This window comes from Streptomyces sp. CA-142005 (genome assembly GCF_050942335.1).
GTDB lineage: Bacteria > Actinomycetota > Actinomycetes > Streptomycetales > Streptomycetaceae > Streptomyces.
In genome coordinates this window covers 5328781-5354633 of the sequence record NZ_CP192078.1, presented here as the reverse complement: position 1 = coordinate 5354633, position 25853 = coordinate 5328781, and the positions used below count along the sequence as shown (strand labels likewise).

At 70.5% G+C, this 25853-nt stretch carries 26 protein-coding genes and 3 pseudogenes; 15 read left to right on the top strand and 14 right to left on the bottom strand.

The annotated features are described in order from the left end of the window. Positions 1-117 precede the first annotated feature (117 nt). Complete coding sequence (locus tag ACQPXS_RS25125) at positions 118-246, bottom strand: hypothetical protein (RefSeq protein ID WP_433451508.1); 129 nt, start codon at positions 244-246, stop codon at positions 118-120. A gap of 917 nt (positions 247-1163) precedes the next feature. Here ACQPXS_RS25125 and ACQPXS_RS25120 point away from each other — a divergent pair. From ACQPXS_RS25120 to ACQPXS_RS25100, 5 genes are read left to right on the top strand one after another with little or no spacing between them, the layout of a single operon-like run. Then, positions 1164-2729 (top strand): sensor histidine kinase, encoded by a 1566-nt coding sequence (locus ACQPXS_RS25120; protein WP_433451506.1) that lies wholly within the window; start codon positions 1164-1166, stop codon positions 2727-2729. Between the two features lie 50 nt (positions 2730-2779). Then, on the top strand, positions 2780-3208 hold the full coding sequence (locus ACQPXS_RS25115) for a roadblock/LC7 domain-containing protein (RefSeq protein ID WP_433455930.1): 429 nt from the start codon (positions 2780-2782) through the stop codon (positions 3206-3208). Positions 3209-3210: 2 nt separating this feature from the next. Beyond that, positions 3211-3588: a DUF742 domain-containing protein gene (locus tag ACQPXS_RS25110; RefSeq protein ID WP_433451505.1), complete on the top strand. Its 378-nt coding sequence runs from the start codon at positions 3211-3213 to the stop codon at positions 3586-3588. Beyond that, positions 3566-4168 carry a GTP-binding protein gene (locus ACQPXS_RS25105; RefSeq protein ID WP_351812474.1) on the top strand — a complete coding sequence of 201 codons (603 nt, stop codon included), beginning with the start codon at positions 3566-3568 and terminating at the stop codon, positions 4166-4168. Before ACQPXS_RS25110 ends, ACQPXS_RS25105 begins: the two co-directional genes overlap by 23 nt. A gap of 31 nt (positions 4169-4199) precedes the next feature. Then, positions 4200-4781, top strand: a complete 582-nt coding sequence (locus tag ACQPXS_RS25100) for a GAF domain-containing protein (protein ID WP_433451504.1) — start codon at positions 4200-4202, stop codon at positions 4779-4781. A 92-nt stretch (positions 4782-4873) separates the two neighbouring features. Here the strand turns inward: ACQPXS_RS25100 and ACQPXS_RS25095 are convergent, their stop codons facing one another. The 4 genes and pseudogenes from ACQPXS_RS25095 to ACQPXS_RS25080 all read right to left on the bottom strand — a co-directional run bounded on the left by ACQPXS_RS25095 (position 4874) and on the right by ACQPXS_RS25080 (position 11828). Then, positions 4874-6124: an acyl-CoA dehydrogenase family protein gene (locus ACQPXS_RS25095; protein ID WP_433451503.1), complete on the bottom strand. Its 1251-nt coding sequence runs from the start codon at positions 6122-6124 to the stop codon at positions 4874-4876. A 770-nt stretch (positions 6125-6894) separates the two neighbouring features. Continuing rightward, positions 6895-7372 (bottom strand): annotated as a pseudogene (locus tag ACQPXS_RS25090) (ATP-binding protein). A gap of 130 nt (positions 7373-7502) precedes the next feature. Next, complete coding sequence (locus tag ACQPXS_RS25085) at positions 7503-8795, bottom strand: serine/threonine-protein kinase (protein ID WP_433451501.1); 1293 nt, start codon at positions 8793-8795, stop codon at positions 7503-7505. Positions 8796-9557: 762 nt separating this feature from the next. Continuing rightward, the gene (locus ACQPXS_RS25080; protein WP_433451500.1) at positions 9558-11828 is read right to left on the bottom strand and encodes a peptidoglycan recognition protein family protein; all 2271 of its coding nucleotides are present in this window, start codon (positions 11826-11828) and stop codon (positions 9558-9560) included. A gap of 216 nt (positions 11829-12044) precedes the next feature. Here ACQPXS_RS25080 and ACQPXS_RS25075 point away from each other — a divergent pair. Beyond that, positions 12045-12293: pseudogene (locus ACQPXS_RS25075) on the top strand (amidohydrolase family protein); the annotation flags it as partial. 31 nt (positions 12294-12324) lie between these two features. Here ACQPXS_RS25075 and ACQPXS_RS25070 read toward each other — a convergent pair. From ACQPXS_RS25070 to ACQPXS_RS25045, 6 genes and pseudogenes are all read right to left on the bottom strand, one after another. Further along, positions 12325-13581: an acyltransferase family protein gene (locus ACQPXS_RS25070; RefSeq protein WP_433451498.1), complete on the bottom strand. Its 1257-nt coding sequence runs from the start codon at positions 13579-13581 to the stop codon at positions 12325-12327. Between the two features lie 19 nt (positions 13582-13600). Further along, positions 13601-15793: pseudogene (locus ACQPXS_RS25065) on the bottom strand (glycosyltransferase); the annotation flags it as partial. Continuing rightward, a complete protein-coding gene (locus ACQPXS_RS25060) occupies positions 15790-16467 on the bottom strand; it encodes a hypothetical protein (RefSeq protein ID WP_433451497.1) in 678 nt (225 codons plus the stop codon). The pseudogene ACQPXS_RS25065 and the gene ACQPXS_RS25060, both read right to left, overlap by 4 nt. Positions 16468-16648: 181 nt before the next feature. Next, a complete protein-coding gene (locus ACQPXS_RS25055; RefSeq protein ID WP_433451496.1) occupies positions 16649-17557 on the bottom strand; it encodes a BN159_2729 family protein in 909 nt (302 codons plus the stop codon). After that, a complete protein-coding gene (locus ACQPXS_RS25050; RefSeq protein ID WP_356300465.1) occupies positions 17554-18153 on the bottom strand; it encodes a sigma-70 family RNA polymerase sigma factor in 600 nt (199 codons plus the stop codon). The genes ACQPXS_RS25055 and ACQPXS_RS25050 overlap by 4 nt, the downstream gene beginning before the upstream one ends. Before the next feature lie 146 nt (positions 18154-18299). Next, complete coding sequence (locus tag ACQPXS_RS25045; protein ID WP_351803175.1) at positions 18300-18503, bottom strand: helix-turn-helix domain-containing protein; 204 nt, start codon at positions 18501-18503, stop codon at positions 18300-18302. A 255-nt stretch (positions 18504-18758) separates the two neighbouring features. Between ACQPXS_RS25045 and ACQPXS_RS25040 the strand changes: the two genes are divergently transcribed. The 9 genes from ACQPXS_RS25040 to ACQPXS_RS25000 all read left to right on the top strand — a co-directional run bounded on the left by ACQPXS_RS25040 (position 18759) and on the right by ACQPXS_RS25000 (position 23800). Further along, positions 18759-19313 carry a helix-turn-helix domain-containing protein gene (locus ACQPXS_RS25040; RefSeq protein ID WP_433451495.1) on the top strand — a complete coding sequence of 185 codons (555 nt, stop codon included), beginning with the start codon at positions 18759-18761 and terminating at the stop codon, positions 19311-19313. A 114-nt stretch (positions 19314-19427) separates the two neighbouring features. Then, on the top strand, positions 19428-19619 hold the full coding sequence (locus ACQPXS_RS25035) for a hypothetical protein (protein ID WP_433451494.1): 192 nt from the start codon (positions 19428-19430) through the stop codon (positions 19617-19619). Between the two features lie 91 nt (positions 19620-19710). Then, on the top strand, positions 19711-19941 hold the full coding sequence (locus ACQPXS_RS25030; RefSeq protein WP_433451493.1) for a hypothetical protein: 231 nt from the start codon (positions 19711-19713) through the stop codon (positions 19939-19941). Positions 19942-20005: 64 nt separating this feature from the next. Next, on the top strand, positions 20006-20269 hold the full coding sequence (locus ACQPXS_RS25025) for a hypothetical protein (RefSeq protein WP_433451492.1): 264 nt from the start codon (positions 20006-20008) through the stop codon (positions 20267-20269). A 219-nt stretch (positions 20270-20488) separates the two neighbouring features. Continuing rightward, a complete protein-coding gene (locus tag ACQPXS_RS25020; protein WP_433451491.1) occupies positions 20489-20827 on the top strand; it encodes a MerR family transcriptional regulator in 339 nt (112 codons plus the stop codon). 230 nt (positions 20828-21057) lie between these two features. Then, positions 21058-21261, top strand: coding sequence for a cold-shock protein (locus ACQPXS_RS25015; RefSeq protein WP_007383480.1), 204 nt, complete (start codon positions 21058-21060; stop codon positions 21259-21261). 176 nt (positions 21262-21437) lie between these two features. Further along, positions 21438-22994 (top strand): DEAD/DEAH box helicase, encoded by a 1557-nt coding sequence (locus ACQPXS_RS25010; protein WP_433451490.1) that lies wholly within the window; start codon positions 21438-21440, stop codon positions 22992-22994. A 40-nt stretch (positions 22995-23034) separates the two neighbouring features. Beyond that, on the top strand, positions 23035-23433 hold the full coding sequence (locus ACQPXS_RS25005) for a CBS domain-containing protein (RefSeq protein ID WP_433451489.1): 399 nt from the start codon (positions 23035-23037) through the stop codon (positions 23431-23433). A gap of 79 nt (positions 23434-23512) precedes the next feature. Continuing rightward, positions 23513-23800: an SCO5918 family protein gene (locus ACQPXS_RS25000; RefSeq protein WP_433451487.1), complete on the top strand. Its 288-nt coding sequence runs from the start codon at positions 23513-23515 to the stop codon at positions 23798-23800. 259 nt (positions 23801-24059) lie between these two features. On the opposite strand, the gene ACQPXS_RS24995 is transcribed toward ACQPXS_RS25000, so the two are convergent. The 3 genes from ACQPXS_RS24995 to ACQPXS_RS24985 all read right to left on the bottom strand — a co-directional run bounded on the left by ACQPXS_RS24995 (position 24060) and on the right by ACQPXS_RS24985 (position 25618). Next, positions 24060-24569, bottom strand: a complete 510-nt coding sequence (locus tag ACQPXS_RS24995; RefSeq protein ID WP_433451485.1) for a DinB family protein — start codon at positions 24567-24569, stop codon at positions 24060-24062. Positions 24570-24747: 178 nt separating this feature from the next. Beyond that, entirely contained in the window at positions 24748-25095 is a 348-nt protein-coding gene (locus ACQPXS_RS24990) for a hypothetical protein (protein WP_433451484.1), read from the bottom strand. A gap of 187 nt (positions 25096-25282) precedes the next feature. Beyond that, positions 25283-25618: a hypothetical protein gene (locus ACQPXS_RS24985; protein ID WP_433451483.1), complete on the bottom strand. Its 336-nt coding sequence runs from the start codon at positions 25616-25618 to the stop codon at positions 25283-25285. Between the last annotated feature and the right edge of the window lie 235 nt (positions 25619-25853).

Below are 25853 nucleotides of genomic sequence, written 5' to 3'. Positions count from 1 at the left end.
ATGTGCGCGTTAGTTGCGCGTTTAACAACAGGGGGCGCAGCCTAACAGTGCTCGGCCCGGGATTCGAACGGCGGTCGTGCTCGGTTGCGGACCGGTGAAGGCTGTCCGGCGGGCTGGTCAATGCCAGGCGAAATGGACGCCGGTCGGCTGCGCGACGTCTGGCTGCACGGCGGTGCCGTCGACGGTCAGCCGCTCCCCGTAGATGGCGGTGATCCTGACACCGGTTCCGCTCCCGGGGGACGGCACGCCAGCACCCGACGACCAGCAGCGCCAAGGGAACGCCCGTGACCAGTCCGCGCCTACGGTTGCGGGGCGGCGTGCTTCGCTGCCCTCATGCCCGTCCCTCCGGTAGTTCGACTCGGCCTTCCGGCTCCCCGTTGCCGGCCGCTTGCGCCTGTGCTCTCCCGCAGTTGGCGATCGCTGCGACATGGTGATCGGCCGTGCTGCTACGACTGGCCCATTTTCGGCGTCACGAGCGCGTTCGCCATGCGGTGTCTGCTGGCGATGAGCGACAGGGACAAGGACGTCGAGATCCTCGTCCTGCGCCATCAGCCGTCCTGGACCGCCGACTCGGCAAGAAGAGGGTGCGGTTCCACCCGGGTGATCGGGCATGCATGGCGGCGCCGCCGCACCAGCTCCCGAAGGACGTGCTGCCCAGGCTGCGGCTGCTGATGCGTCCGGACACGGTGCTGCGGTGGCACCGCGACCTGCTCGCACCGCCACGCCGCCGCCTCCCAGCAGCCTCAGGGGGCTCATCGGGTCCGCGGGTCAGTGCCCTGCGCGGGCACCGTGCGGCGTGCCGACGCCGTTGGCAGGCCAATCGTTTCAGCAGTCCGGGAATCCTCTTTTGCGGCCCGGCAGTACTCATGTGATTACGCCATACGGATGAGACTGGCGTAGGGTGGCCGACCGAATAACCCTCCCATCACGAACCCGAGTTGACGGCTGGTCTGCGCTGCGCGGCCAGGTGTCCGAACTGGCTGATCGAGAGGTCTTCGATGCCCGATTCCCCGACATTCACAGTGCGTTCGGATGCCGGTCGGACAACGACCGCGGCAGGCCCGGGACGCAGCAGGCATGCCAGGATGACAGTCCGGAATCGGCCGACCGATGCGGCTACTCGGTCCCGCACGGTACGTCTGGCACTGTGGCCGGCAGTCCTCATGGCGGTCCTGGCGGCGGCCCTGATCGTCTTCGTACTGCTTGCTCAGGCCGGCGCCGCCGACGCCGCGACCTGGGGCGTGCTCGTCGCGGGCGCCGTACTCGGCATCGGCGTTCTGGTCGGGGCCGTGTTCGCAGGCCGTGCCGAGGCCCGCAACGCACTGCAGCAGTACGAGGTACTGGCCCGCGCGGTCGCCGCGGGCCAGGCGGAACTGCAGGGCCTGCTGGAGAGACTGGGCCGGGGGGAGAGCGTCGAGCAGCTTTCGTTCACCCATCACGCGCCGCCCGAGGTGGACGTACAGGGCCCTCTGACCTACGAGATCAACGTCTTGCTGTGGCAGGCCAAGACGGCCGTTGCGCAGGCCGCCCAGGCCGCGCGGGCCGCGAAGCCCTCCAGGGACGGCACGCAGGACAGCCAGGAGAGGGTCGAGGTCTTCGTCAACCTCGCCCGGCGCCTGCAGTCCCTCGTGCACCGTGCGATCAGCATGCTCGACCAGCTCGAGAACGAGGTTGAGGACCCGGAGCTGCTCAAGGGCCTCTTCCACGTCGACCACCTGGCCACCCGCATCCGGCGGCACGCGGAGAACGTCGCCGTGCTCGGCGGCTCCGTCTCCCGCCGCCAGTGGACCCGCCCGGTGACCCTGACCGAGGTACTGCGTTCATCGATCGCCGAGGTCGAGCACTACCCCCGGGTCAAGCTGGTGCCGCCGATCGAGGGAACGGTACGCGGTCACGCCGTCGCCGACGTCATCCACCTGCTGGCCGAGCTGGTCGAGAACGCCACGGCCTTCTCGGATCCGCACACCCAGGTACTGCTGCGTTCCCAACGGGTGGCCGCGGGGCTGGCCGTCGAGGTCGAGGACCGCGGTCTCGGCATGCCGCTGGAGGAGCAGGCCCGGTACAACCAGCTGCTTGCCGAGCCGGACCGCATCGACATCAGCAAGCTGCTCGCGGACGGCCGCATCGGTTTGTACGTGGTTTCCGCGCTGGCCCGCCGCCATGGCCTCGCGGTCCGGCTGCAGAACAACATCTTCGGCGGCATCCAGGCCATCTTGATCATCCCGCGCGGACTGATCGGTGACGACCCGGACGAGACGCCGGACCGGGCTGCCGACAGGCCCCGGCCGATCCAGGCTGCCGCCACGCCACAGCCGGCCGCCCAGCTCGCGGGCCCGCTGCCGCAGCCGCAGCCGGCTGCACGGTCTGTGGCCCCGCCGCCCGCGCCGCAGCCGGCTGCCCGACCCGTGGCTGCGCCGCGCGCGGCGCAGCCGCTGCCTCAAGGCGCGCCGACACCCATGGCGTCGCAGCACGCAGGACCGGTGGACGGCGCGCAGCCGTACGACCGAGGGCCCTCGCACACCGGCGGGCCGGCCGACGACGAGCGGCCGCGGCTGCCGCAGCGCCGTGCGCAGGAGCACCTCGTGCCGCAGCTGCGGGACACTCCCGGCACGCACAGGGGGAACGAGCAAGAGGTGGAGCACGATCCGGGCCTGATGGCCACGTTCCAGCGAGGTTTCGGCCTCGCCGAGAACGAACCCGACGACAGTTCCGCTGAAAGCTCTCGCTGACCCGCAGGCTTCACACCACCCCCGAGGAGAAGAACGCCACCGTGAGCGACATGCCTACCGTCCAGAACCAGAATCTCGACTGGCTCCTGACCGGGCTCGTCCAAAGGGTCCCCCACGCCCGCAGCGCCCTATTGCTGTCCTCGGACGGACTGGCGAAGGCTTTCGACGGTCTGGAGACCATCGACGAAGCAGAACACCTGGCGGCTGTGGCGTCCGGTCTGCATTCCCTCGCGCGCAGCGCGGGCGTGCGGTTCGCCGACGGTGCGGACGTGCGTCAGGTGGTCGTAGAGCTGGACACCGCACTGCTGTTCGTGTGCGCGGCGGGCTCCGGGGCCTGTCTGGCGGTCCTGGCCGGGCGGGAAGCTGACGCTGCCGTGCTCGGCTACGAGATGGCCAAGCTGGTCAAGAGCGTCCGCACGTATCTCGCCACTCCCGCCCGCCAACAGGCGCCCACCGCGGCCCATGATCCGAGGCGCTGAGGATGACGGAGGAGCAGGACGAGGCGTGGCTCGACGACGACGCCGGGCGGTTGGTACGCCCGTACACGGTCAGCAACGGGCGCACCCGTCCCTCGGCGCACTTCGACCTGCTCACCCAAGTGGTGGCCACCGGCGTCCGGCCGAACCTCTATCTGGGCCCCGACTACGAACAGGTCCTGAATCTGTGCGGCGTGCCCCTGTCGGTTGCCGAGGTGGCCGCTCACATGCGGCTGCCGGCCGTCATCACCAAAGTTCTTCTGTCCGACCTCGTGCAGCACGACGCGCTCACCACGCGGGCGCCGCACCTCATGAGGGCGGGCTCCCCAACCGATCGAACTCTCCTGGAGGCGGTGCTGAATGGCCTTCGTAAGCGGCTCTGACCCCTTCCGTACCGCCCTGAAGATCCTCGTTGCCGGGGGCTTCGGGGTGGGCAAGACCACCTTTGTCGGGGCAGTCAGCGAGATCGAGCCGTTGAGCACCGAGGAACTGCTGACTCAGGTCAGTGCCCGCACGGACAGCCTGGTCGGCGTCGAGGACAAGTCGACCACCACCGTGGCGATGGACTTCGGCCGCATCACCCTGGACGATCAACACATCCTGTACCTGTTCGGAACCCCCGGACAGGAACGGTTCTGGTTCATGTGGGACGAGTTGTCCAACGGGGCTCTGGGCGCCGTGGTCCTGGCCGACACCCGCCGACTGGAGCACTGCTTCGCGGCCGTCGACTTCTTCGAACGTCGCGGCATCGGTTTCGTCGTGGCCGTCAACGAGTTCGACGGCGCCTACCGCTACACGCCCGACGAGGTCCGTGCGGCCCTCGACATCAAGCCCCACATCCCCGTCGTGATGTGCGACGCGCGGCAGTGCTCCTCCAGCACCAGCGTGTTGGTCGCACTCGTACAGCACTTGCTCACCTCGACTCCCGGAGTACCGTCCGCGGAGCTTGACCCGCTGCGCTGAGACACGCTCAGCGCGGCCGATTGGAGCCTGCATGTCCGCCCCGGTTCCCTACAGCCAGTACGACCCGACCTCCCACCTGCTTCTGACGCCCGAGGACAGGGACGCCCCCGCCCGCGTCGCCAGGCTGCGCGACATCGGCATCGGGGACAGTCCGGTCGAGGAATTCGACGACTTCGCCGCCGATCTCGCGCGCGTCACCAACGCGCCGTTCTCGATGGTCAACTTCATCGACGAGAACCGCCAGTACTTCGCCGGCCTCTACGCGGCCGGCCGGCCTGGGATGGAGCTGCAGCCGGGGCCGCAGGTGGGCCGGGTGATGGCCCGTGACCACGGCTACTGCCCGCACGTGGTCGTACGGCGCAAGGCACTGGTACTGGAGGACGTCTGCGACTATCCGCGGTTCGCCGGGAATCCGGTCGTCGACGAGATCGGCATCCGCTCCTACATGGGTGCGCCGCTGATCGACCAGCAGACCGGGATGGCTCTGGGGACGATCTGCGTGGTGGACACGGACACCCGCCCGTGGGGACGGGCGGGCCTGGAGACCATCAAGTCGATGGCGCAGCGACTGACCGACCGCATCGCCGAAATGGAACGCCGGGGCGGGATCTGAGCACGTGTGAGGGGCGGTCGGCTACAACCGGCCCCATGATGCGTGGTGGGGAGCCGCGGGCACGGAACTGTGTCGGCGGCTCCCTGTGAGTTTCAGCCCGTGCGGCCGACCGTTTCCAGCGGCAAGGGCTCGGACTGCTCTTGCCGGCCCTCCGCCGGTGCCGTCCGCACCAGGTCGGCCAGACGCTCGGACCACTGGCCCTTGGCCTCGCCGAGCGCCATTTCCCCCAGGCGCAGCAGCTGTATGTCGGAGGTACCGGCGGGCGCGTATATGTGGTGGGCGTCGCGCAGGTATCGCTCCATCGGGCGATCGGTGAACAGGCCGGCCGCGGCGTGGATGTCCATGCCGTCCTTCGCCGATTCGATGGCGGACTCAACGTTGAGGAACTTGGCGCTCATCAACTCCGCGTCGCACGGCAGCCCCTGGTCGAGCAGGTGCACCGCGTGGTACGCGGCCAGCCTGGCCGTCATCAGCCGGGACTTCAACCTGCCCAGCTTGAGTTTGATGTTGTTGAGTGCGCCGAGCGGCGCGCCGTACCGCTCGCGCTCGATGCACAGGGCAGTTGTCTCCTCGAAGACGGCCTGGTGGATCCCGAGGGAGACGGCGGTCAGGTTGGGCCGGCCGTAGAGCACGCTGGAGGAGTAGGCGACAGCCAGGCCCTGGCCCTCCGAGCCGAGCCGATTCTCCGCCGGCACCCGGCAGTCGTTGAAGATCAGCTCGCCGAAACTGAAGCCGTGCAGTCCCATGGCGGGCTTGTGCGGCGCCAGGGAGAAGCCGGGGCGGTCGGCCTCGACGAGGAACGCCGACAGTCCCTTCGAACCCTCTCCCGTACGGACGACCACGCCGTGCAGATCCCCGACGTGGCTGTTGCCGACGAAGACCTTGCGGCCATTGAGAACGTATTCGTCGCCGTCGCGGACGGCGGTGCAGCCCATGCCCAGGACGTGGCCGCCGGACTCCGGCTCGGTGACAGCGATCGTGGGCAGGCAGTCGCCCGCAGCGATGCGCGGCAGCCAGGTTCGTTTCTGCCTCTCGTTGCCGAAATGGACGATCTTGGCGACGCCGAGCTGGGATGCCTGCACCATGGCCCCCATGGCCCCACTGACTCGGGCGAGTTCCTCAATGATGACCGTCTTGGCCAGGTGTCCGGCCCCCATACCTCCGTACTCCTTGCCGATGGTCACCCCGATCCATCCCTGCCGCGCGATGAGCCGGGACAGCTCGTGGGCCACCTTCCGTGAAGCCTCCATCTCCGCGATCCGGGGACGCACTTTGTACTCGGCGAACTCACGCACACGATGCCGGAGATCCTCATGCCACCTGCTGGTGAAGTAGCGCTCCACAACCCCTCCTGTTTGCTACCCCGTTCGTCCGGAGTCAGAGGTCGTCCGTCGGGCTTCATCGCCTTCTGGCTGACTCGCCTCGCACAGTGTCTACTTGTCGATCCAACTCGGCCAAGATCACCACATAGGTTTGGCCAAAACTGCCACTCTTGCCTCCCGTCCCCAACTGTGCGATGTGGTACCGCGCTTGCTCGCTCGCACCACATCCGGATCAGAAACCGCCCAGCCCTGATCAGCACCCGACACATACCGACACTGGCCCACTCGCCAGGCAATTGCCTGGCGAATGGACCGCAGCGCACCATGCCCAAACCAGCCACGTCACGCCTGACCGATAAGGACCCGCTCCTGAGCCGCCACCGTGGTCCACCGGCACAGATCGGCCACGGCCGCCGGGAAACAGCCGGGGGCAGTGAGGGATGGTACCTGCGCGAAGGAGGCCCCGATCAGGCCATACGACCAGGTCAGCCCCCCAGACGCAGACGAGCGAGCTAAACGCTGGGACACTTGCTCGATTTGTGAGAACGGCCTCTAACGGTGCGGGCGATCCGCGCGAGCAGAGACCGTGCACATCGCCTGCCCCCAGCCGGATGAGTGTCCCGCAAAGCCGACGGAACACCATCGCACAGTGGGGGCTGCGGTCCACTGATCACAGCCCGAGGTGATCACGATGGACACGAGGGTGCGGTCTCCGTGGCGAACCTCTGGCAGAACGCCTGGAGCACGTCGTGCCACGAGGAGATGGAGAGGCACTCGCCTGCACATGGGCCTCAGAGGAACTGGCGGCCGGCCGCTGCCCCGCCGGGATCATCGGCCGGCACGACGGTCGCGGTGATCCGCTTGCCCACCGGCTCTCGATGCGTCTCGAAGCTCCGGCAGACCGCCATGACGATCTCGAGTCCGTGCTGCCCCACCCGGTGCGGGTCGGCCGCGCGGGCGACCGGCAGGCGCGGCTCACTGTCCCACACGGTCACCTCCACGCAGCCCTCGATGACCTCCAACGTCAGCAGGCCACGGGGCGGGAGCGTATGTGTGGGCGTTGGTCACCAGCTCGCTGACGACCAGCTGCACCATGCCCATCGCGCGGCCTCACACCGGCAGTCCATGCACCGCTTGCACAGCGGTCAGGAAGGATCGGGCCAGGTCCCGGCCCTCGGCGATCTCCTCAGTGCCCTCGAACGCGGCGGACGCCGAGATCAGGCGGTCCACGAGCGGCTGTGGACCCTCCTCCTGCCCAGGCAGCCCCATACGTTCAGCCTCAGATCCGAAGCGCCTCTAGTTGCGCACTCGAATACCCTTGAATCTTCATCGCAGTCCTCACGCAGACGAACCTGGCCGCCTGTCTGCCTCACGGCTGTACGCGGCATCTCCCGGCGGCTCAGTCGCCGGATTGCCGTTGCCGTCCTTTTCCTCCTTTCCCGTCGTCGTGCTTGCCCGACCGCTGGCCGTCCTTGCCGTCGCCGTGTTCCGGCCCGGGTGGCGTGGTGGTGGTCGGAGTCGCCGGCGATGGCGTCGTGTCCGGGGTCCGTCCGGAGGGTGTCGGTGCGATGCGAGTGGGTGAGGGAGAGGTCGGAGAAGTGGGCGCCGTGTCGCCGGAATTGAGCGAGACTCCGAAGGCCGTGGCCCCGGCGAACAGGGCGAGGCCGGCCCCGGCGAGAACTGTCCTGGAGGCCAGTTTGCGGCGGCCGCTGGGACGGGAGTGCGTGCCGGCGCGGGATGCACCGGCGTGCGGGGTCGGAGGAGGCGGTGGAATTGCCGGCGTGGGCATGAGGGTGGTGCTGTCGTGCCCGGCCGGTCGTGGGGCCCCGTTCTGCGCGGCGAGCCAGGCGGCTGCCTGTTCGGCGGTGGGCCGGTGGGCCGGGTCCTTCGCGAGCATGAGCAGGACGTAGTCGGAGAGCGGCTGCGGTATGCCGGGGCGCAGGCGGTCGGGCGGTGCGGGTGTGGCACTGACGTGCTGCTGGACCACGGCGAGTGACGTGGCTCCGCTGAACGGAGGCCGCCCGGTGAGCAGTTCGTACAGGACGCAGCCGAGGGAGTAGACGTCGGAGGCGGGCTGTGCGGGACGGCCCAGCGCGCGTTCCGGAGCGAGGTAGTCGGCGGTGCCGATGATCTTGCCTGTGGCGGTCAGGTTGCTGGCGGCCTCCTCGGCGAAGCGCGCGATGCCGAAGTCGGTGATCTTCACCGTGCGGTCGGTGGTCAGCATGACGTTGGCGGGCTTGACGTCCCGGTGGACCACTCCCTGCTGGTGTGCCGCGGCGAGGCCGGCGGCCGCCTGGGCCGTGATGGCCGCCGCCTCGGCCGGGGGCAGGGCGCCGCGCAGGGAGCGTTCCTGGGCCAGGTTCCAGCCGTCGACGAGTTCCATGACCAGGTGGGGCTGGTCATGGTGCGCGCCGAAGTCGTACATGCCCACGACGTTGGGGTGGTTGAGCCGGGCCGCGATCTGCGCCTCCAGGCGGAATCGCTCGGCGTCCGCCGCCTCCTCGGCATGCAGCAGTTTGACGGCCACGGGCCGCCCCAGGAGGTGGTCGCAGGCTCTCCAGACCTCGCCCATCGCGCCGCGTCCCAGCAGCTCCTGCAACTCGTAGCGGTCCGCCAGCAGACCCTGCACACACACCCCGATCATCGCGTTGCTCGTAGTCCCCCCGGGCCCGATGGTTCGGCCTGCGGTCATCAGGTCCCGGTTGCCCGGGTCGACGCACACTCCCGCTCGGACCGGGCGCCGGGGTGCGCAGGGGGCAGGCAGGCGACGGGGGATTCACCTGCCTGCCCCTCGGTGCGCGACCACCCGCTCGGATTCGGGGGCGAGCGGGTGCCACGTGGCCCCTGGGTCCCCGGGCCCACTCCTACAGCGCACTGGAGTGCCGGGCCGTCACACCCCTGGAGCGCCCAACGCCCCACGGCTCTGCGAGCCGGGAGAGCGGGGGCAGGCCCGGATACGGGCTGTTCACGAGCTCGTGGACAAGCTACACGTGAGCCAGGGTGACGCCGGGCGTCTGCTCGGCATGCCTCCGGGGGAGGTGGCCCGCTTCACGCCGCCGCGCGGCTCGTCACCCGCCGGCCCAGGGCAGCTCACGCCCGTGCCCGCATCCGGTCCGCAGCGACCGGCCGCCGCCCCCGCTCTCCGCTCGCACCCCGTCCCCGCGCGGCGGCCACGGCAGGCGATCTCCCCGGCCCTCGTGGGCCATCCCTGACGACGACACGGAACGCCGAGGCTGACAGGGGGCTTTGACAGGCACGGCGCACTGGCGCCGGACCGTTGTGTCGAGGCACACTGCCGTGCCTACGAGCGGATCAAGGACCGGGGCCATGCCTTGGACGCCGACCGGCCCTAGGCAGCGCCCGATGCGCGAGGGGCCCTTGTCGCGCCTGGCTGACCTGGCGGGACAAGGGCCCCCGTGTGCCGTACACCCCCGCTCAGACGGGGGTTGGGGAATTACTTGATGTAGACGAGGCCGTCGGTGGTGATGGTGGGGCGGCCGCTGGTGGCGACCACGACGATCTTGACGGTGTGCTTGGCGCTGCTGGACCAGGTCTTCGTCCAGATCGCCTGCCGGTACAGGGTGGTGGAGGACTTCAGGTCGACCGTGCTGACCTTGACTCCGTCGACGTAGACGTACGCCTGGCCGGAGCTGGAGGCCCGGGAGACCACCCAGGAGGCGGAGCGGCCGGTGAAGGTCCAGGTGAGGCTCGCACCCTTGGAGCCGCTGGAGTACGACTTCCCGCCCAGGTAGCTGGTGGAGGAACGGGTCGTCCAGCTGCCGGACTTCACCGCCGAGGTCTCCTGCAGGATCACCGGGGTGTAGGAGGGGGAGGAGGTGCGGTAGTTGCCGGCGTAGTCGTAGGCCCGCATCGACCAGGTGGCCGCGGTGCCGGAGGCGGCCGTGCGGCTGGAGCTGGTGGTGGTCGGGCCGAAGGTGGCCGTGGCCGGCGACAGCAGCTTCACGCTCTGCAGCGCCGCGTTGTCGGTGGCCTTCCAGCCGAGCGTGACCGGGACCGCGCTGGTGTTGACCGTGCCGGTGCGCAGCGAGAGGTTCGGCGTGGTGGTGAACGTCGGAGCGGTCGTCTCCGCCACCACGTTCACCGCGGCGCTCGTCGTGGTCTTGCCGGACTGGTGGACGGCGCGCACGGCGACGGTGTGGTTGCCGAGGGCCAGGGTGGTGCCGGCGGAGGTGGCGGTGCCGGCGACGGACGTCACGGCCTTGCCGTCGACCAGCAGCTCGAACTTGGAGATGAGCGAACCGGGAGTGGTGGTCGTCCAGTTCAGGGTGACGGCGCCCTTGGTGTAGTACGTCGAGCCGGACAGGCCCGCGCCGCCGACCGAGGCCGCCTTCAGGCCCTGCACCGGTCCGGCCGCCCAGGCGCGGATGGTGGGCAGCTGGGCGTACAGCGCGTTGCCCGGGCACTGGGTGTTGTAGCCGTCGCGGTGGGCGGAGATCCGCTGGAACGTGTACGCGGTGCCGGCGGTGAAGCTGGTGCCGGAGTAGTTCTGCTGGGCCGCCCCGGCGTTGAGCTGCACCGTGCCGGCCGCGTCGGCGCCGTACTGGCCCAGCTTCCAGGCGGCCACGCGGGCGATGGAGGCCAGCGCGGCGTTGGATGCGCTGGTGGAGGTGTACTCGCCGAGCACCGCGATACCGGTGGACTCCCGGTTCCAGCCGTAGGTGTGGGCACCGAGCACCGGCAGGTCGACGCCGCCCTTGCGGCCCTCGAAGATCGTGCCGCACTTGTCGACGAGGAAGTTGTAGCCGATGTCGTTCCAGCCGTTGACCTGCGTGTGGTACGCGTAGATGCCGCGCACGACGGAGGCCGAGTCGGCGCAGGAGTAGTCGTTGGCCCCGTCGGTGTGGTGGACGAAGACGGCCTTGACGTCGGCGTTGTACTCCGACGGGTCGGGGCTGAGCGATTCGTCGGCGCCCCAGTCGGCGCGCGAGGTGATCGGCGGCTCGGGCACGGTGGACGGCGGCGCGGACGGCGTCGTGACCGAGGGGCTCGGGGACGCGCTCGTCGAAGCCGAGGCGGACGCCGAGCCGGTGGGCGTCGCCGTGGTCGTGGTGTCGGTGGCAGCCGGGGAGGTGGGATCGGTCGGCGCGGGGGACGTGCCGGTCTGGCCGTCCGTCGGCGTCACGGTCGTACCGTCGGTGGGTGCCGTGGAATCGGTGGGCGTGGCCGCCGGGCTGCTCGCCTCGGCGACGAACGCCGCCGGCTCGGTCGCCTTGGCCTCGGCGTCGGTCACCACGCCCGGGTCGACCAGGTTGACCTGGAGTCCCTTGGGCAGCGCGCCCGTGGTGCCGTCCTTGTGGACCACCTGGGCCTCGACGCCGTCGGAGGGACCGACCCACAGAGGCTCGGACGCGCCGCGCATCCCGGCCTTGGGGTCCTCCGGCGGGTCGATGTTCACTTCGAGGTCGTGCCAGGCGCTCCACGCACCGCTGTCCAGGCTGCGGGTGCGCACCTGTGCCGTGCCGTCGAGCCGCTTGACGGCCCCTGTCCAGGAGACGCCCACCAGGGAGAACTGCTGCGTCTGGGTGCGCGGCAGCTCCCGCTTGCCGCCCGTGGTCCCCTTGAGCGCGAGGTCGTAGACCTTCACGGGCCGCTTGGCCCGGCCCGCCGCACCGGGGCCGTCGGAGGGGCTGGCGACCGCGTACGTCACCACGCCGCCGCCTCCCAGGACCACGGCACCGAGCGTCAGCCACGCCCGTCGTTTCAAGCTCAGCGGTCTGTACGCATGCGACGTACGACGACTCACGACGTATCCACCCCATCAGAAGGCCGGCAAAGGCCGCAGAGAAAAGTCACGTGGGGCACACCTATTACAGGAGTGGCCCACACCTACAGCGCAGACCCACCGACGAACATCACGGGAAACACAGGCCGCAGTGACATAGATCACTGAGATGGTGATGCGCGCGTTTCACTTGGCCACCGCTTTCTCCAGGTGCGGCTGGACACGACGATGGCGTTGACCGACTTCACCGAGGACCTCATGCCGTTCCCCCGCCGTGCCCTGCCCCGGCTCGCCGGACTCGGCGACCGCATCCTGCTCGGCTCCGACTTCCCCAACTTCCCCTATCCCTACGTGCACCAACTCCACGCCCCGGAACGCCCGGGGCTCGGACAGGAGTGGCTCCGGGCGGTGTGCCACGACAACGCGGCAAGGCTGTTCGGGCTGTGAAGCGGGCCTCGCCCGGAAATTCGTGTCGCGGCTACGCCCGGCGGGCATGGCGCCCGGCCGGCCTCCCGGTTCCGTCCGGCCACAGCCAGGGGGTCCGCTTCGCGGCGATGTCCTCGATCCAGCCGAAGGCGAGGGCCGTGAGGGCGATCAGGGGCCAGACCAGGACGAACGTCCACAGCGGGGACGTCGCGTCGAGCGCCGCCGTCGCGCGGTCGCTCTGCAGGAACGGCAGGCCGTACGCCCGGTCGATGATCGGGACCGTGGCCATGATCAGCAGGTTGTGCCACAGGTAGATCGTGACCGCGCGGTCGTTGGAGAGCGTGACCAGCTTGTCCCAGCGCGCCAGCCGGCCCGGCAGCCGCCGCCAGGACGGGGAGTACTGGAGCAGGATCGCCACGAAACCGAAGGACCAGATGGCCTGCGCCAGGGGGATGTCGTTCAGGTCCCAGCCGTCGGGGCCCGGATGTCCCGACGCCCACCACAGGGCGAACACCATCGCCAGGACCGCGCAGGACACCACCTTGTACCGCGGGATCCGCTTCAGCATTCCCTCGTGGTGGGCGAAGCCGAGGACCCAGCAGCCGCCGTACACCGCGAAGTCGGTCACCACGTCGGCCGTCTCACCGGGGATGGTGACGAGGCCGGTGCCGACGATCGCCGTCAGTGCCGGCGGCGTCAGCAGCGTCACCCACGGGGCGCGGCGGAACGCCCGCAGCAGCAGGGGTGAGGCGATGACGAACCACAGGTACGCGCGCAGGTACCACAGCGGGCCCGCCGCCTGGGCCGCCCATGTGCCTTCCAGCAGGCCCGAGTCGGAACCGAGATGCTCGGGGTACGGCGGGGTGCCGAGCGGGACGACGTAGTCGAGGAGTTCGACCAGGCCCCAGGTGCCGCCGTGGTCCGGGTCCTTCATCGGGTTCCAGCCGTCCGCGAACATCAGGAGCAGCACCACCGCGCCGAACGCCCACAGCGGGGGCAGCAGGCGGCGGAGCCGGCTCCTGATCACGTCCCGTGCAGGACGGTTCAGCGAGCGCGCCGTCAACGAGCCCGCCAGCGCGAACATCACGCCCATGGACGGGAAGACGATGGTCAGCCAGGCCCAGCCGAAGAGGTGGTAGACGACCACGCGGACGAGCGCCATCGAGCGGAGCAGGTCCAGGTAGCGGTCACGGCCCGGCTTCGACGCGGCCGGAGCGGGGGCGGACGTGGACGCCGGGCTCGGCTGCCGGGCGTACCCCGGTGGATGCGGGGGCGAGGTCGCCTCCGCCGTGGACTGGTGTGTCGTCATCCGACGGGCCTCCGATCACTCCCGCTCCGCCCGGCTGCTGCCGCGGGACCGCGGCGGGGACCTCCACCACGCCCGTGCGCCGCAGCTTCTGCCAGCGCAGGCGGCCTCCGGTGAGTGCGGTGATCCAGGACTGGAGCAGGACGACGTACATCAACTGCCGATAGAGGATCTGCTGGAGCGGGAGGGAGATGAGGTGCGTCGTCTTCTCCCGGTCGAGCCGGAACGCGTACGCCGCACAGGCCGCCTGGACGGCCAGGACGCCCAGCCAGGCGACCAGCGTCTTCCGCGTGGGACCGAAGACCACCCCGTACAGCAGGAACACGTCGATCAGCGGGGCCAGCAGCGGGGCCACGACCGTGAACAGGGAGACGAGCGGCAGACCGACGCGTCCGAAGCGGCCCGACGGTCCCTTGTCGACGAGGGCGCGGCGGTGTTTCCAGATCGCCTGCATCGTGCCGTAGGACCAGCGGTAGCGCTGCGACCACAACTGCCCTACGGACTGCGGCGCTTCGGTCCAGGCACGCGCGTTCTCCGCGTACACCACCCGCCAGCCGTCGCGCTGGAGGGCCATCGTGATGTCGGTGTCCTCGGCGAGCGTGTCGTCGCTCATGCCGCCGACGCCTTCCAGTGCCGACCGGCGGAAGGCCCCGACCGCGCCCGGAACCGTCGGCATGCAGCGCAGGATGTCGTACATCCGGCGGTCGAGGTTGAAGCCCATCACGTACTCGATGTGCTGCCAGGCGCCGATCAGGGAGTCCTTGTTGCCGACCTTGGCGTTGCCGGCGACCGCGCCCACCCGGGGGTTCGCGAAGGGCTGCACCAGTTCGCGCACGGTGGACGGTTCGAACACCGTGTCGCCGTCCATCATCACCACCAGGTCATGGCGGGCGACCGCGAGGCCCCTGTTCAGCGCCGCGGACTTGCCCGCGTTGGGCTGGCGCTCGACGCGTACGTTCGGCAGACCCAGGTCCTCCACGATGCGGGCCGTGCCGTCGCCGGACCCGTCGTCGACGACGACCACCTCGATCGGGTGCTCGCTCGCCATCAGGGAGCGGACCGTCTTCTCGATGCACGCGGCCTCGTTGTACGCCGGCACCAGCACCGACACCGGTTCGGTGACCGGGGCCGGACCCCAGCGGAAGTCCTTGCGGCGTACGCGGCGGGCATGCGCGCCCGACAGCAGCAGCATCAGACCGAAACGCGTGAGGACCAGCACACCGATGACCACCAGCCCGACGACCAGGCCGTCGGTGACGTCGTCCGAGACGCGGACCAGGAAGATCCACGCCTTGCCCTGCCACAGGTTCGCGCCGGTCACCGGGGTGTTCGCGCCGGGGGTGTGGAGCGCCTCGCTGAGGTTCTGGAACCGGTAGCCCTCGGCCTGCAGCCGGGGCAGGAGCTCGTCCAGGGCCTCGACGGTCTGGCGGCGGTCGCCGCCGGCGTCGTGCATGAGGACGATCGCGCCCTTGCCGCCCTGGGGGGTGGCCCGGCGGACGATCTGGCCGACGCCCGGCCTCTTCCAGTCCTCGCTGTCGGTGTCGTTGACGACGGTGAGGTAGCCGCGGGTGCCGATGTACTTCGCCACCGGCCAGGACGCGTTGTCCATGGCATCGGCGAAGGAGCAGTACGGCGGCCGGAAGAGGGACGAGCGGATGCCGGCCGCCCCGGTGAGCGCGAGCTGGCTCTGGGACAGCTCCCAGTCGATGCGGCGCTTGGACTGGTAGGAGAGGTCGGGGTGGTCGAAGGTGTGCAGGCCGACCTCGTGACCCTCGGCCACCATGCGGCGGACGAGGCCCGGGTGTTGCGAGGTCATGGTGCCGGTGACGAAGAAGACCGCGTGCGCGTGGTACTTCTTCAGCACGTCCAGGACCTTGGGGGTCCACGTGGGGTCCGGGCCGTCGTCGAAGGTGAGGACGAGCCGGTGGTCGGGGACGCGCAGGCTGGTCGTACGCCCGTCGCGGGTGTCGATGACCGGGCCGCCCTCGAGGATGCTCTGCGGCACCTTGTCGGTGGCGGCCTCGGGACGGACGCGGTAGTCGGCGAGGATCTCGCTGTGCACGTACCCGCGCAGCATCAGCATCGCCATCACGGCGAGGAGGACCAGCAGCGGCAGCAGGAGGCGCATGCGCAGCCGGGCGCGCCGGACGCTCGCCGCGTTCTTCTGCGGGTCCTCCCGAGCGGGAGCGCACGGGCCGGGGCGGGCTGCCGTCACCGGACGATCTCCGGGAACGCGAGGCGGCCGGTGGAGTCGGCTCCGGCCTGTACGGGATCGGCGGAACCGCCGTCCGCCGTGGACGCGCCGGGGCCGGGTGTGACCCCGCCGCCGGAGGTGGTGGGGTCCGGCGAGGAGTCCTCCGAGGTGGACGGCTCGGGGTCCGGGGCATCGGTGGTGCGGCCGGAGGTGGGCCTGACGGAACTCGTCGACGGTTCGGGGGTGATGGACGCCCCCGGGCCGACGGCGCTGCCCGAGGGTGCGGGCGTGGCCGTCGCCGCCGCCGGCGAGGTCGTAAGACCCCCGGCCGGGACCCCGGGTCCGAAGGCGCCGTTCGAGGGTGGGGCCGGCTCGGCCGAGCTGCCCTGGGAGTGGGAGGGCTCGGCCGAGCCGGAGGGACGCGGCGAGATGTCGACCCGCACTGCCGACGTGCCGGCGTCCCGGTCGGGCACCGGCAGCCATGGCGCGCTCGAGTTGCCCGACAAGAGGGTGACGAGGATGACGACGGGGTAGGCCACGCAGGCGAGTCCGACGGCGACGCCGAGGCGGCGGAAGCGGCGGCTGCGACGGCCGGACGCGTCGACGAAGACGGGCCCGTCGGAATCGTCCGCGGCGGCGGAGGCGCCCTGGGCGGGCTGGAGCAGCAGGTCGTCCACGCCGCGCCCTACCACCATGTCCGCCGCCCACGGTCACGGCGCCACGCCGCCGGCCGTGGTGAGGAGGGGAGTCGGGCCGCACCGCTTCGGGGGCGGTGCGGTGCGGCCCGTGTGCCCGAGACGGGCACACCGGAGAGCTCCCGGCGCAACCGGGCAAGAGGTACCAGGTGCTCTCCGGAGTCGAGGGGGGATGCCGGGCTCACTCGTCGCCGCCCTCCTCGGCGCCGGCCGGATCGGGGGCGGGGTGAGAGACCCCGGCCGCCGGATCGGGGGTGTAGCCGGGGGCGAAACAGACGGCCCCGGCCACCGAACCGAAGGCGAAGCCGGCGGCCCCGGCCGCCGGGTCGGGGGCGGAGCGGGCGGCATCGGCGGTCAGCGGACCGGCGTCGCGGATGAGGTGTGTCAGCGCCGAGGGCTCGTCGCGGTCGCCCCGCCACAGCAGGGGTACGTGGTCCCGGGGCCGGAATCGGTGGTGGTGCCAGGTCTCGCCGTTGCGGTCGGTCAGCGGCCGTGCCAGGTCGTAGACGCGGCCCCACAGGAAATACGGTTCGCGGGCCGCCGCCCATGCCTCGCTGAGGAGACGCGGCACATCGTGCGCGACCAGATGCACCGGCACTCCGTCCCGTGTGCCGAAGGCCAGTTGCGCATAACCGGCCTGCCGGGTGTCGGCCTCCACCGGTGCCCCGATGACGGTGAGCCAGAAGTCCCAGTCGGCCAGGGATGCCGCCTTGATGCAGACCACCACGCGGTCGCGGTCCCACTCGATGGCCATGAGCTCCGGCCTGTGGCCGTGGAACTGCAGCCCCAGCGCGGCCCAGACGGTCTTCGCCCGGGCGCACTTCGCCTCCCATGCCACCGCTTCGGCCTCCAGCGAGCCCACCGGCTCGGTCTCCGGTTGCCCGGCGAAGACCGGGCCCTGCCGCACAACCACCGTGTCGCGCCCCAGCAACTGCGGCTGCCGCTCCTCCTCGGCCGTTGCGGACGTCAGCCGCGACACGGTGTCGGTGTCCAGCGCCAGTGCGACCCTGACCGCCACCTCCGCCTCGAAGGTCGCGAAGCACTCACGGATGACGGTGGCGGTCGTACGGATGCTCCCCTCCTGCGTCACGCTCCCACCGCCCAGGTCTCCCGGACCAGCTCGGTCAGGCTGCGCATGGCCCGATGCTGGAGGGACCTGACCGCGTTGGGTTGCCGGCCCATCACCCGGGCCGTCTCGGGCACGGACAGCTCCTCGAGAAACCTGAGCCGGAGGCAGGTGCGCTGGTGCGGGTTGAGCAGGGGCAGCGCGTCGCCGACGACCTTGCGGGCCTCCGCGGCCAGCAGACTGTGCAGCACGGTGTCCTCGGCGTTGCCCTCCCCTTCGACCCACTCGCCGAACTCGCCGGTGGGTACCTCGCGGCGGGCCCGGCTGGAGGTGTAGTGGTCGGCGATCAGGTTCCGGGCGATCGTCAGCAGCCAGGCGTCGATGCTCTTGCCCTGCCAGGTGAAGGTCTCGATGCGGCGCAGCGCCCGTACGAACACCTCCTGGGTGAGGTCCTCCGCCAGGTCCCGGTTGCGCACCCGGCGGACGATGCCGGCGTAGACCGTGTCACGGTGCTGGCGGTACAGGGCCGCGAACGCCTTCCGGTCGCCGCTTCTCGCTCGGGTGATGAGCTCGGGTTCCAGCCCTCTGAGAGGACCGGTCTCAGCCCAGGCTTGAGTCACTTGACTGTCTCCGTTCGGCTTGGGCATCGGCGAGGAAGCGGCGGGATACGGCCAACCCTGCCGACACCCGGGAGATCGCCGTTCTCGGTTCCCTCCCCTGGGCTGCCCGCCACCGCCCACCCGACGGGACAGGAACGATTCCTCGCTCACGGCCCCTCCCTGGTGATGGCCTCGACGGGGATCTCCAGAGCTGCGGCGATCCGCCTCAGGGTCTCGGGGGTCGTACCCCGGCATCCTTCTTCGATGCGCATGATGGTGCTGGGATGCCTATCCGTGAGGCTTGCAAGGCTCCTCAGCGAGTGCCCGCGCGCTTCACGAAAGGCGCGAATCGTGGCTCCGTTAGGTGTCACGGGGAGGACACTAGCGAGTGACACACCTCACCGCAAGGAGTGAATGCAATCGGGAGAAGTGGGAATACATCACCGTGATGCGTTGACCAGGCTCGTCAACCGCACGGAGGGGCCAATGAACGTGTCACCGGCGAGCTGGGCGTGTCACTGGTGAGGCTGAATCCACCAGGGCAACGGATTACCGGCCGGGACCCAGACTCGTTACTGGTCAACAGCTTGAAAGTATCTGTATGTGTTGCCCTACGGTGAGGCATCATGACAACTGTGACCACCACCCCCCGAGACTGGAAGCGCCTCGCAGAGGCCATCCGTGACGCACGAAAGGCGCGCGGCTGGAGACAGGAAGACCTCGCGGAAGCGGCGGGGACCGGCTACTCCACGGTGCAGCGCGCAGAGTCCAGCGACGGCTACAAGACCATGCCGCTCACCATCGACAAGATCGAAAGGGCTCTGGGCTGGGCACCCGGAAGCGCCAGGACGGTCCTGGAGGGCGGCACACCCACCCTGGTGACGGATTCGGCCATACCCGGGCCGGCCGCCGAGACCCCGGCGTCCGACTCAGGGGACGCCGCCGGGTTCGTGTCACGGCTCCCGGCCCGCATCCAGCACGAGCTGGCCGACGGGGAGCTCGTGGACACCGACGTCATCGAGTTGAAGCGCAAGGGCATGCGGCTGATCGTCTTCGCCACGCGCGATCCCGAGCAGGCCCCGGAGAACAGGGCCGAGAAGGCCGAGGACATCCGGGAATGGACGCGTGTGCAGCGCCGGCTGCGCGGTCTCGCGTCCGACGGTGACTCCCTCGATAAATAGACATTTGAGGACTTTCACCCAATCACTACACACGCGCTGTATTCGCGTGGTTCCATTCCGTCTACCTCTGGCGGGGTCTGACCGCAAAAAGGTATCTGGGGATGGGGTGTCCGCATGGAGACCAACGAATGGCGCGTGGAGCGAGTCCGGGGCATCCCTCATGGCGCGAAGGTGGTCATCGACGCGCCGGATGGCGAGGTCGGCATCGTCTGGGTCAACGAGGAGGAGTTCACCGGTGACGTGTCGGTCTTACTCGCGGAGCGCCTGACGGAGCCCGCCTCGTGGCCCTGCCACGCCCCTGATTGAAACCCCAGGTCAGCGGCCTGGGGTTCGTCGCCCCAGGCCGCACCTGGCGGTATCGCGCGGCGCGACCGGCGGTGCCGTTCCCGGCCGCACGATGGAACCCAGCGGAACGCCGGCCGACGCGCACACCCTCACCTCGGTGGGCGGCCACGGCCCGCAGGGCGGGGCCCGGTGGCCGCGCTACGACGGACTGAAGTTCGAACTTCCCCCGTACGTCGGCTCGTTGGATCCGGACACGGGCACGACGGTACGGGTCATGGTGACCCCGCCGATCGGCCCGGCGCCACGCACACGGTCATGGCGCCCGGCCGGCGGGTCGCCGTGAAGCCGGCCGGGCCCGGAGGCGAGGCCCACGTCATCACCGTGGACCGCGGCACCGTCGGGCGCCGGTGCTCCTCCTGATACCGACCCGGCGCCCGGACGGCACGACGGGGAGCCGGCCGGACCCGGAGGGCGGGGCCCACGTCATCACCGTCGACCGCGGCACCGTCGGGCGCCGGGTGCTCCTCCTGATACCGCCCGAGGAGCCCGCCCCTTCGGCCGCCCGGCTGCTGACAGCCGCCGCCGACCCAGAGAACCCCCTGACCGCCGCCCGAACGCCGGCACTCGGCCAGACCCGGCGCCCGGACGGCACGACGGGGAACCCGCGATGAGACACACGGCCCACCGGAAGCCCACGGCCCGAAGGAAGCGCATGCGGTCACTTCGTACCGCGGCTGGTGCGGCCGCAGGTGGAAATCTGTCACGGCGAGGCCACATCTGCGCGCCCTGCGGAGTTAGGGTTGTCGGACGAGGCAGATGGCGCCGAGTCTTCGAGCGCGGGTGCCACGCACGCCCGGGTCCCCCCGCCGCGTCCCCGAAACGAAGGTGCTATGCCCGCCGAGAACGCCCCTGTCACCGGCAACCTCGACGACGACGACTACCCCGCCTACACGATGGGGCGGGCCGCGGACGTTCTCGGCACCACCCCTGCCTTCCTCCGCGCCGTCGGCGAAGCCGGGCTGATCACTCCCCTGCGTTCGGAAGGCGGCCACCGCCGGTACTCGCGCCGCCAGTTGCGCGTCGCCGCCCGCGCCCGTGAGATGGTCGACCAGGGCACCCCCATCGAGGCCGCGTGCCGCATCGTCTCCCTGGAGGACCAGCTCGACGACGCCCTGCGGCGGAACCGGGAAATGCGCCGGAAGCTGGACGAGCCCCACGCGGATATCTAGTCCCGCCGGTACAGAATTACGGGCCATGTCGGCACGAGAATTGCCGGACGCGCCCAAAAACATCATGGGCGCTGCCACCCGACTGTGTTAGCGTGATAGCAGTTGCAGTTTTGGTTGCCAGAGATTTTTTCTTTGCAGAGCTTTCCGGATCTTTCCGGAGGGGTGATCATCGCGGCGACTCGGCTTCGCAAAGTGCGGAGTCCGGCACTGCCCCCCAAGGGAGATTCAATATGGCATCTGGCACCGTGAAGTGGTTCAACGCGGAAAAGGGCTTCGGCTTCATCGAGCAGGACGGCGGCGGCGCTGACGTGTTCGCCCACTACTCGAACATCGCCACCAGCGGCTTCCGCGAGCTTCAGGAAGGCCAGAAGGTGACCTTCGACGTCACGCAGGGCCAGAAGGGCCCGCAGGCCGAGAACATCGTTCCCGCCTGACGCTGACGCGAATCGTCGCGAGCCAATGGTTCGCGCATGACATGGCTGGGGCCCGCGCTCTTGGGCGCGGGTCCCAGCTTTTCTCTTTTTTCTCCGGCTCATTCTTGTGATTCCCGGTACGGCCGCGCGCCGCCGGTGGGAATTCCTCGATACGCCGCATCGAGGAAGGTTCCACCATGAACCGCACCCGTCGCACCGGCGGCAGTTCCAGTCGCTTCCACACGGACCAGAGCCGCTCCCGCACCGACAAGAGTTCCGCGCGCTCGGCAGGGTCCGCTCGCGGCAGCCGCTTCCGAGGTCAGGAGCCGGGCCGGCAGGGCCCCCGTCCGGCCACCGGGCGCAAGGGCGGCCAGGGAACGCGCTCCACCGCACGCGCACAGGAGTTCGCGCTGCCGGTCACCCTGACCGAGCCGCTGCCGGCGGTCGAGACGTTCGCCGAACTGGACATGCCCGCACGCCTGCTGGCCGCCCTCGGCGCCGAGGGCGTGACCGTTCCCTTCCCGATCCAGGCGGCCACGCTGCCGAACGCGCTGGCCGGCCGGGACGTCCTGGGCCGGGGCCGTACGGGCTCGGGCAAGACACTCGCCTTCGGCCTGCCGCTGCTGGCCCGCCTGGACGGTCAGCGCGCCCAGCCCCGCCAGCCGCTCGCCCTCGTCCTCGTCCCGACCCGGGAACTGGCCCAGCAGGTCACCGACGCGCTCACCCCCTACGCCCGCGCCCTGCGCCTGCGGCTCGCCACCGTGGTGGGCGGCGTGTCGATCGGCCGGCAGACGAGTGCGCTGCGCGGCGGAGCCGAGGTCGTCGTCGCGACGCCGGGCCGCCTCAAGGACCTCATCGAGCGAGGAGCCTGCCGGCTGGACCAGGTCGCCGTCACCGTCCTGGACGAGGCCGACCAGATGGCCGACATGGGTTTCATGCCGCAGGTGACCGCGCTGCTCGACCAAGTCCCCGCGCGCGGCCAGCGGTTGCTGTTCTCGGCCACCCTGGACCGCAACATCGACCTCCTGGTACGCCGCTACCTCCACGACCCCGTCGTGCACTCGGTCGACCCGTCCGCGGGAGCCGTCGCCACCATGGAGCACCATCTGCTGCACGTGCACGACGACGACAAGCACACCGCCGCGACCGAGATCGCCGCCCGTGACGGGCGCGTGATGATGTTCCTGGACACCAAGCACGCGGTCGACCGGCTGGCCAAGCACCTGCTGTCCGTCGGGGTGCGTGCCGCGGCCCTGCACGGCGGGAAGTCCCAGCCGCAGCGCAACCGGACGCTCGCCCAGTTCAAGAACGGCCATGTCACGGTCCTGGTGGCCACCAACGTCGCCGCCCGCGGAATCCATGTCGCGGGCCTCGACCTCGTCGTGAACGTCGACCCTCCGAACGACCACAAGGACTACCTGCACCGCGGCGGCCGTACCGCCCGCGCCGGCGAGTCCGGCACCGTCGTCACCCTCGTCCTGCCGCACCAGCGGCGCGCGATGGACCGGCTGATGGCCGACGCCGGAATCACCCCGCGTGCCGCCCGGGTCCGTCCCGGCGAGGCGGAGTTGCAGCGCATCACCGGCGCCCGGACCCCCTCCGGCGTGCCCGTCACCGTCACCGCGGCGGCCGACGGACCGCGCGAGGGCGCGGGATCCGCCGCCCGGAGCCGCAGAGGCCGGGCCGCCGGCCGTGGCGGGAGCGACCGGGCCGCCGCCCGAGCCCGTCGCTTCACCGCGAGGAAGAACGCATAGCCCGACCCGGCCCGCCCGGACCGACGAAGAGGAGAAGCGCTTGACGCCGATTCCGCCCCGCACACGACAGCCCGACGGCACCGGTCTGACCGCACGTGACGCCATGCATGCTCCCGGACCCCAGGTGGACGACCACATGGCGGTCGACGTGGCCCTGTCCGTGCTCATCGGGGCCCGCGTCCCGCACCTGCTCCTGCGGGACGAGGACGGGCGGTGTGCGGGACTGGTCACCCGGGACCAGCTCGCCGCGCACCGCGGCGGCACGTGGTACAGCGACCGGACGCGGCTGCGGGACATCCCGCTCGACCGCGGACCGTTCACCCCGTCCATGGCCGTGCTCAGCGAGGCGGAAGCCGCCATGCGGGACCGGACCCTGGACGTGTCCCCCGTGATCGACGAGCACGGTTACGCCCTGGGGGTCCTCGCTCTCACGCCCTGAGCGTCGTCCGCCCCCGCCCGGCCGCCGTCGCGCGGCCGGCCTCTCCGGCGTCCTTCCCCATCCCCCTGTGGAGGCATCCATGCGCTGTGTCATCGCCCGTTTCCCGTTCGACCTGATCAAAAGCGAGGTCGAGCAGTCCATGAGCGGCATCACGCCCGAACCCGTCACCGGCGTGTCCGTGACCATCGACCGCCGCGTCTACCCCGTGATGCAGGTCGGCGAGGTGATCACCAGGCAGAACCGCCGGGACTTCACGGTGGTCGAGATGCGCCGGGCACTGACCCGGCTCGGCTTCACCTGCCACGACGCGCCCCCGGCCGCGCCGGCCAGGGACGCACGAGCGGACGAGGGTGCGCTCGGCTGGTGAAGTTCGCGAACGTCGGCAGGTGATGCGCCGTCCGCTGGTTGGAACCCGAAGGATGTGGCACCCGGCCAGTGGCCGGCCGGACGCGCGAACCGCGTCCCGTAGGGGCCAACGGTTCGGCACTGAGCCGCGAGCCGCACGAGGGCGGTACCGGCCTGGTTCCCCCGGTTGTCGCCGCGAGGGCTGCTCCGGCGACAACCGGTGTGGCATGTCCGCACCCGGAGCGCCGGCCCCGGGTCCCTTTCCGTCGCGGGCGCTCGGGTCAGGCGCCGACCGTGCCGTCCACGCCCTCGCGGAGGAAGTCCGCGTGGCCGTTGTGGCGGCCGTACTCCAGGATCATGTGAAGCATCACCATCCGCAGGGACACGTCCTCGCCCCAGCGCGGCTGGTACCCGGCGAGGTCCAGGGACTCGGCCTCGCGCTCGATGCGGCGCGAGTGCTCGACCTCGGCCTCCCACACCGCGAACGCCTCCTCGGCGCTCGCGCCCGTGGTGTCGTACGCGGCCTGGAAGTCGAACTCCTTGTCCGACCAGAGCATCGGGGCGGCGTTGTCGTCGAACACGCGGCGGAACCAGGCGCGTTCGACCTCGGCCATGTGCCGGACCAGGGCGAGCAGGGAGAGGGTGGACGGCGGGCTCGACCGCTCCTTGAGCTGCTCCTCCGTGAGGCCCTCGCACTTCATCGCCAGGGTCGCCCGGTGGAACTCCAGGAACGCCCGCAGCGTCTCGCGCTCCGTACCGAACAGGGGCGGGCCAACGCGTTCGACGGTCACTGTGGGTTCCTCCCGGGGGCACGCTGGGGCGTCGAAGGTACCGCGCCCCTGCGGCCGCCGGGAACGAGGGGATGCCGACGGCCAGGCCGGCAGCGGAGGTTCTCTTGCTCCGCTCCAGGTGGAACCCCCAGGCAGAGCCTGGAGACCGATCAGCGCGTCCGGCCGGCTTCCTCCCCGACTAGTCGGGCTCATCCCGTACTGGGTCGAGGTGGATGACCTGCCCGTTCCTGCCGTTGTGTCCTCTTCTGCCGTTGGGGCCCGGCCTACCGGGATGACCGTCCTTGCCGTGGCGGCCCGTTTTGCCTGGCGGGCCGGTAGGACCGGCCGCACCCGAGGGACCTGAGGGTCCGGGCGGGCCGGGCGGGCCCTGCTTGACGCCGTCGCCCTGGAGGTCGATGCGTCGTGACTGGATTGCGTCGAGCTGCTGCTGGTGGGCGACGATCGCAGCTGACTGCGCGGCGACCGCGATGGTCAGCAGTGCGCCGAGCAGAAGGCGGCGCTGCGGGCCGCGCAACACCTCGTTCACGTTTCTCACATCGTTCCTCACGCTGTGTGACGGAAGCGAGCACGTAGCCCGTATTCACTTGCTCAAGGCGCGACTTCACGGCCTGGCCGAAGCGGGCGCACCAGGGGCCGGGGCACCGACCCGCTCCCGGGCGAGCGTCCGCAACCGCGATGGCGCCATCCGGCCTCGCAAGCCTGCGGTCGAGGGTCTAGCTCGCCGCAGGCGCCGGCGGGGCGACAGCGTCCTTCCCGTTGGTCCCGTCCTTCCCGTCCTTCCCGGCACGCCCCTCGGTCCCGTCCTTCCCGTCGGTCCCGTCCTTGCCCGGCGGGCCCATGGGGCCGGCAGGACCGCGAGGGCCGGAGGGGCCGGACGGGCCGGAGGGGCCGGGCACGAGCTGTTGGTCCTGGAAGTCGATGGGCTGGGTCTGCAGATCGTCGATCTGCACCTGCTGGGCGACGAGCGCTGCTGACTGCGCGACAAGCGCAACGGTCAGCACTGCGCCGAGCACATGGTTGCGCCGCGGGCTACGCAGCGCTTCGATCACGCTTCTCACATTAGTCCTCACGCTGTGTGACGGCGCAAGTGTAAATAAGAAAGACTTTGCGGTGATGGATCTCCACGTCGGGTGTCTGCCCCAGGTACGCCCGAACGCCACGCACACACGCCGCCCCAGAGGCTGGACACGCAGTGGTTCAGCCTCGTTTCCGCAGGCCGGCTCCAGTAGGGCGACCCGGCGGCCGGTCCGCGGCCGAGCCACTGACATCATCAGCGTGGGCTAA

Excerpts from the sequence above, each read along its gene's own strand:
- ACQPXS_RS25000 (WP_433451487.1), top strand. The coding sequence starts at position 23,513 with ATGCGCTGTGTCATCGCCCGTTTCCCGTTCGACCTGATCAAAAGCGAG.
- ACQPXS_RS25020 (WP_433451491.1), top strand. The coding sequence starts at position 20,489 with ATGCCCGCCGAGAACGCCCCTGTCACCGGCAACCTCGACGACGACGAC.
- ACQPXS_RS25105 (WP_351812474.1), top strand. The coding sequence starts at position 3,566 with ATGGCCTTCGTAAGCGGCTCTGACCCCTTCCGTACCGCCCTGAAGATC.
- ACQPXS_RS25100 (WP_433451504.1), top strand. The coding sequence starts at position 4,200 with ATGTCCGCCCCGGTTCCCTACAGCCAGTACGACCCGACCTCCCACCTG.
- ACQPXS_RS25120 (WP_433451506.1), top strand. The coding sequence starts at position 1,164 with ATGGCGGTCCTGGCGGCGGCCCTGATCGTCTTCGTACTGCTTGCTCAG.
- ACQPXS_RS25015 (WP_007383480.1), top strand. The coding sequence starts at position 21,058 with ATGGCATCTGGCACCGTGAAGTGGTTCAACGCGGAAAAGGGCTTCGGC.
- ACQPXS_RS25115 (WP_433455930.1), top strand. The coding sequence starts at position 2,780 with ATGCCTACCGTCCAGAACCAGAATCTCGACTGGCTCCTGACCGGGCTC.
- ACQPXS_RS25085 (WP_433451501.1), bottom strand. The coding sequence starts at position 8,795 with ATGACCGCAGGCCGAACCATCGGGCCCGGGGGGACTACGAGCAACGCG.
- ACQPXS_RS25010 (WP_433451490.1), top strand. The coding sequence starts at position 21,438 with ATGAACCGCACCCGTCGCACCGGCGGCAGTTCCAGTCGCTTCCACACG.
- ACQPXS_RS25040 (WP_433451495.1), top strand. The coding sequence starts at position 18,759 with ATGACAACTGTGACCACCACCCCCCGAGACTGGAAGCGCCTCGCAGAG.
- ACQPXS_RS25035 (WP_433451494.1), top strand. The coding sequence starts at position 19,428 with ATGGAGACCAACGAATGGCGCGTGGAGCGAGTCCGGGGCATCCCTCAT.
- ACQPXS_RS25110 (WP_433451505.1), top strand. The coding sequence starts at position 3,211 with ATGACGGAGGAGCAGGACGAGGCGTGGCTCGACGACGACGCCGGGCGG.
- ACQPXS_RS25030 (WP_433451493.1), top strand. The coding sequence starts at position 19,711 with ATGGAACCCAGCGGAACGCCGGCCGACGCGCACACCCTCACCTCGGTG.
- ACQPXS_RS25060 (WP_433451497.1), bottom strand. The coding sequence starts at position 16,467 with ATGGTGGTAGGGCGCGGCGTGGACGACCTGCTGCTCCAGCCCGCCCAG.
- ACQPXS_RS25070 (WP_433451498.1), bottom strand. The coding sequence starts at position 13,581 with ATGACGACACACCAGTCCACGGCGGAGGCGACCTCGCCCCCGCATCCA.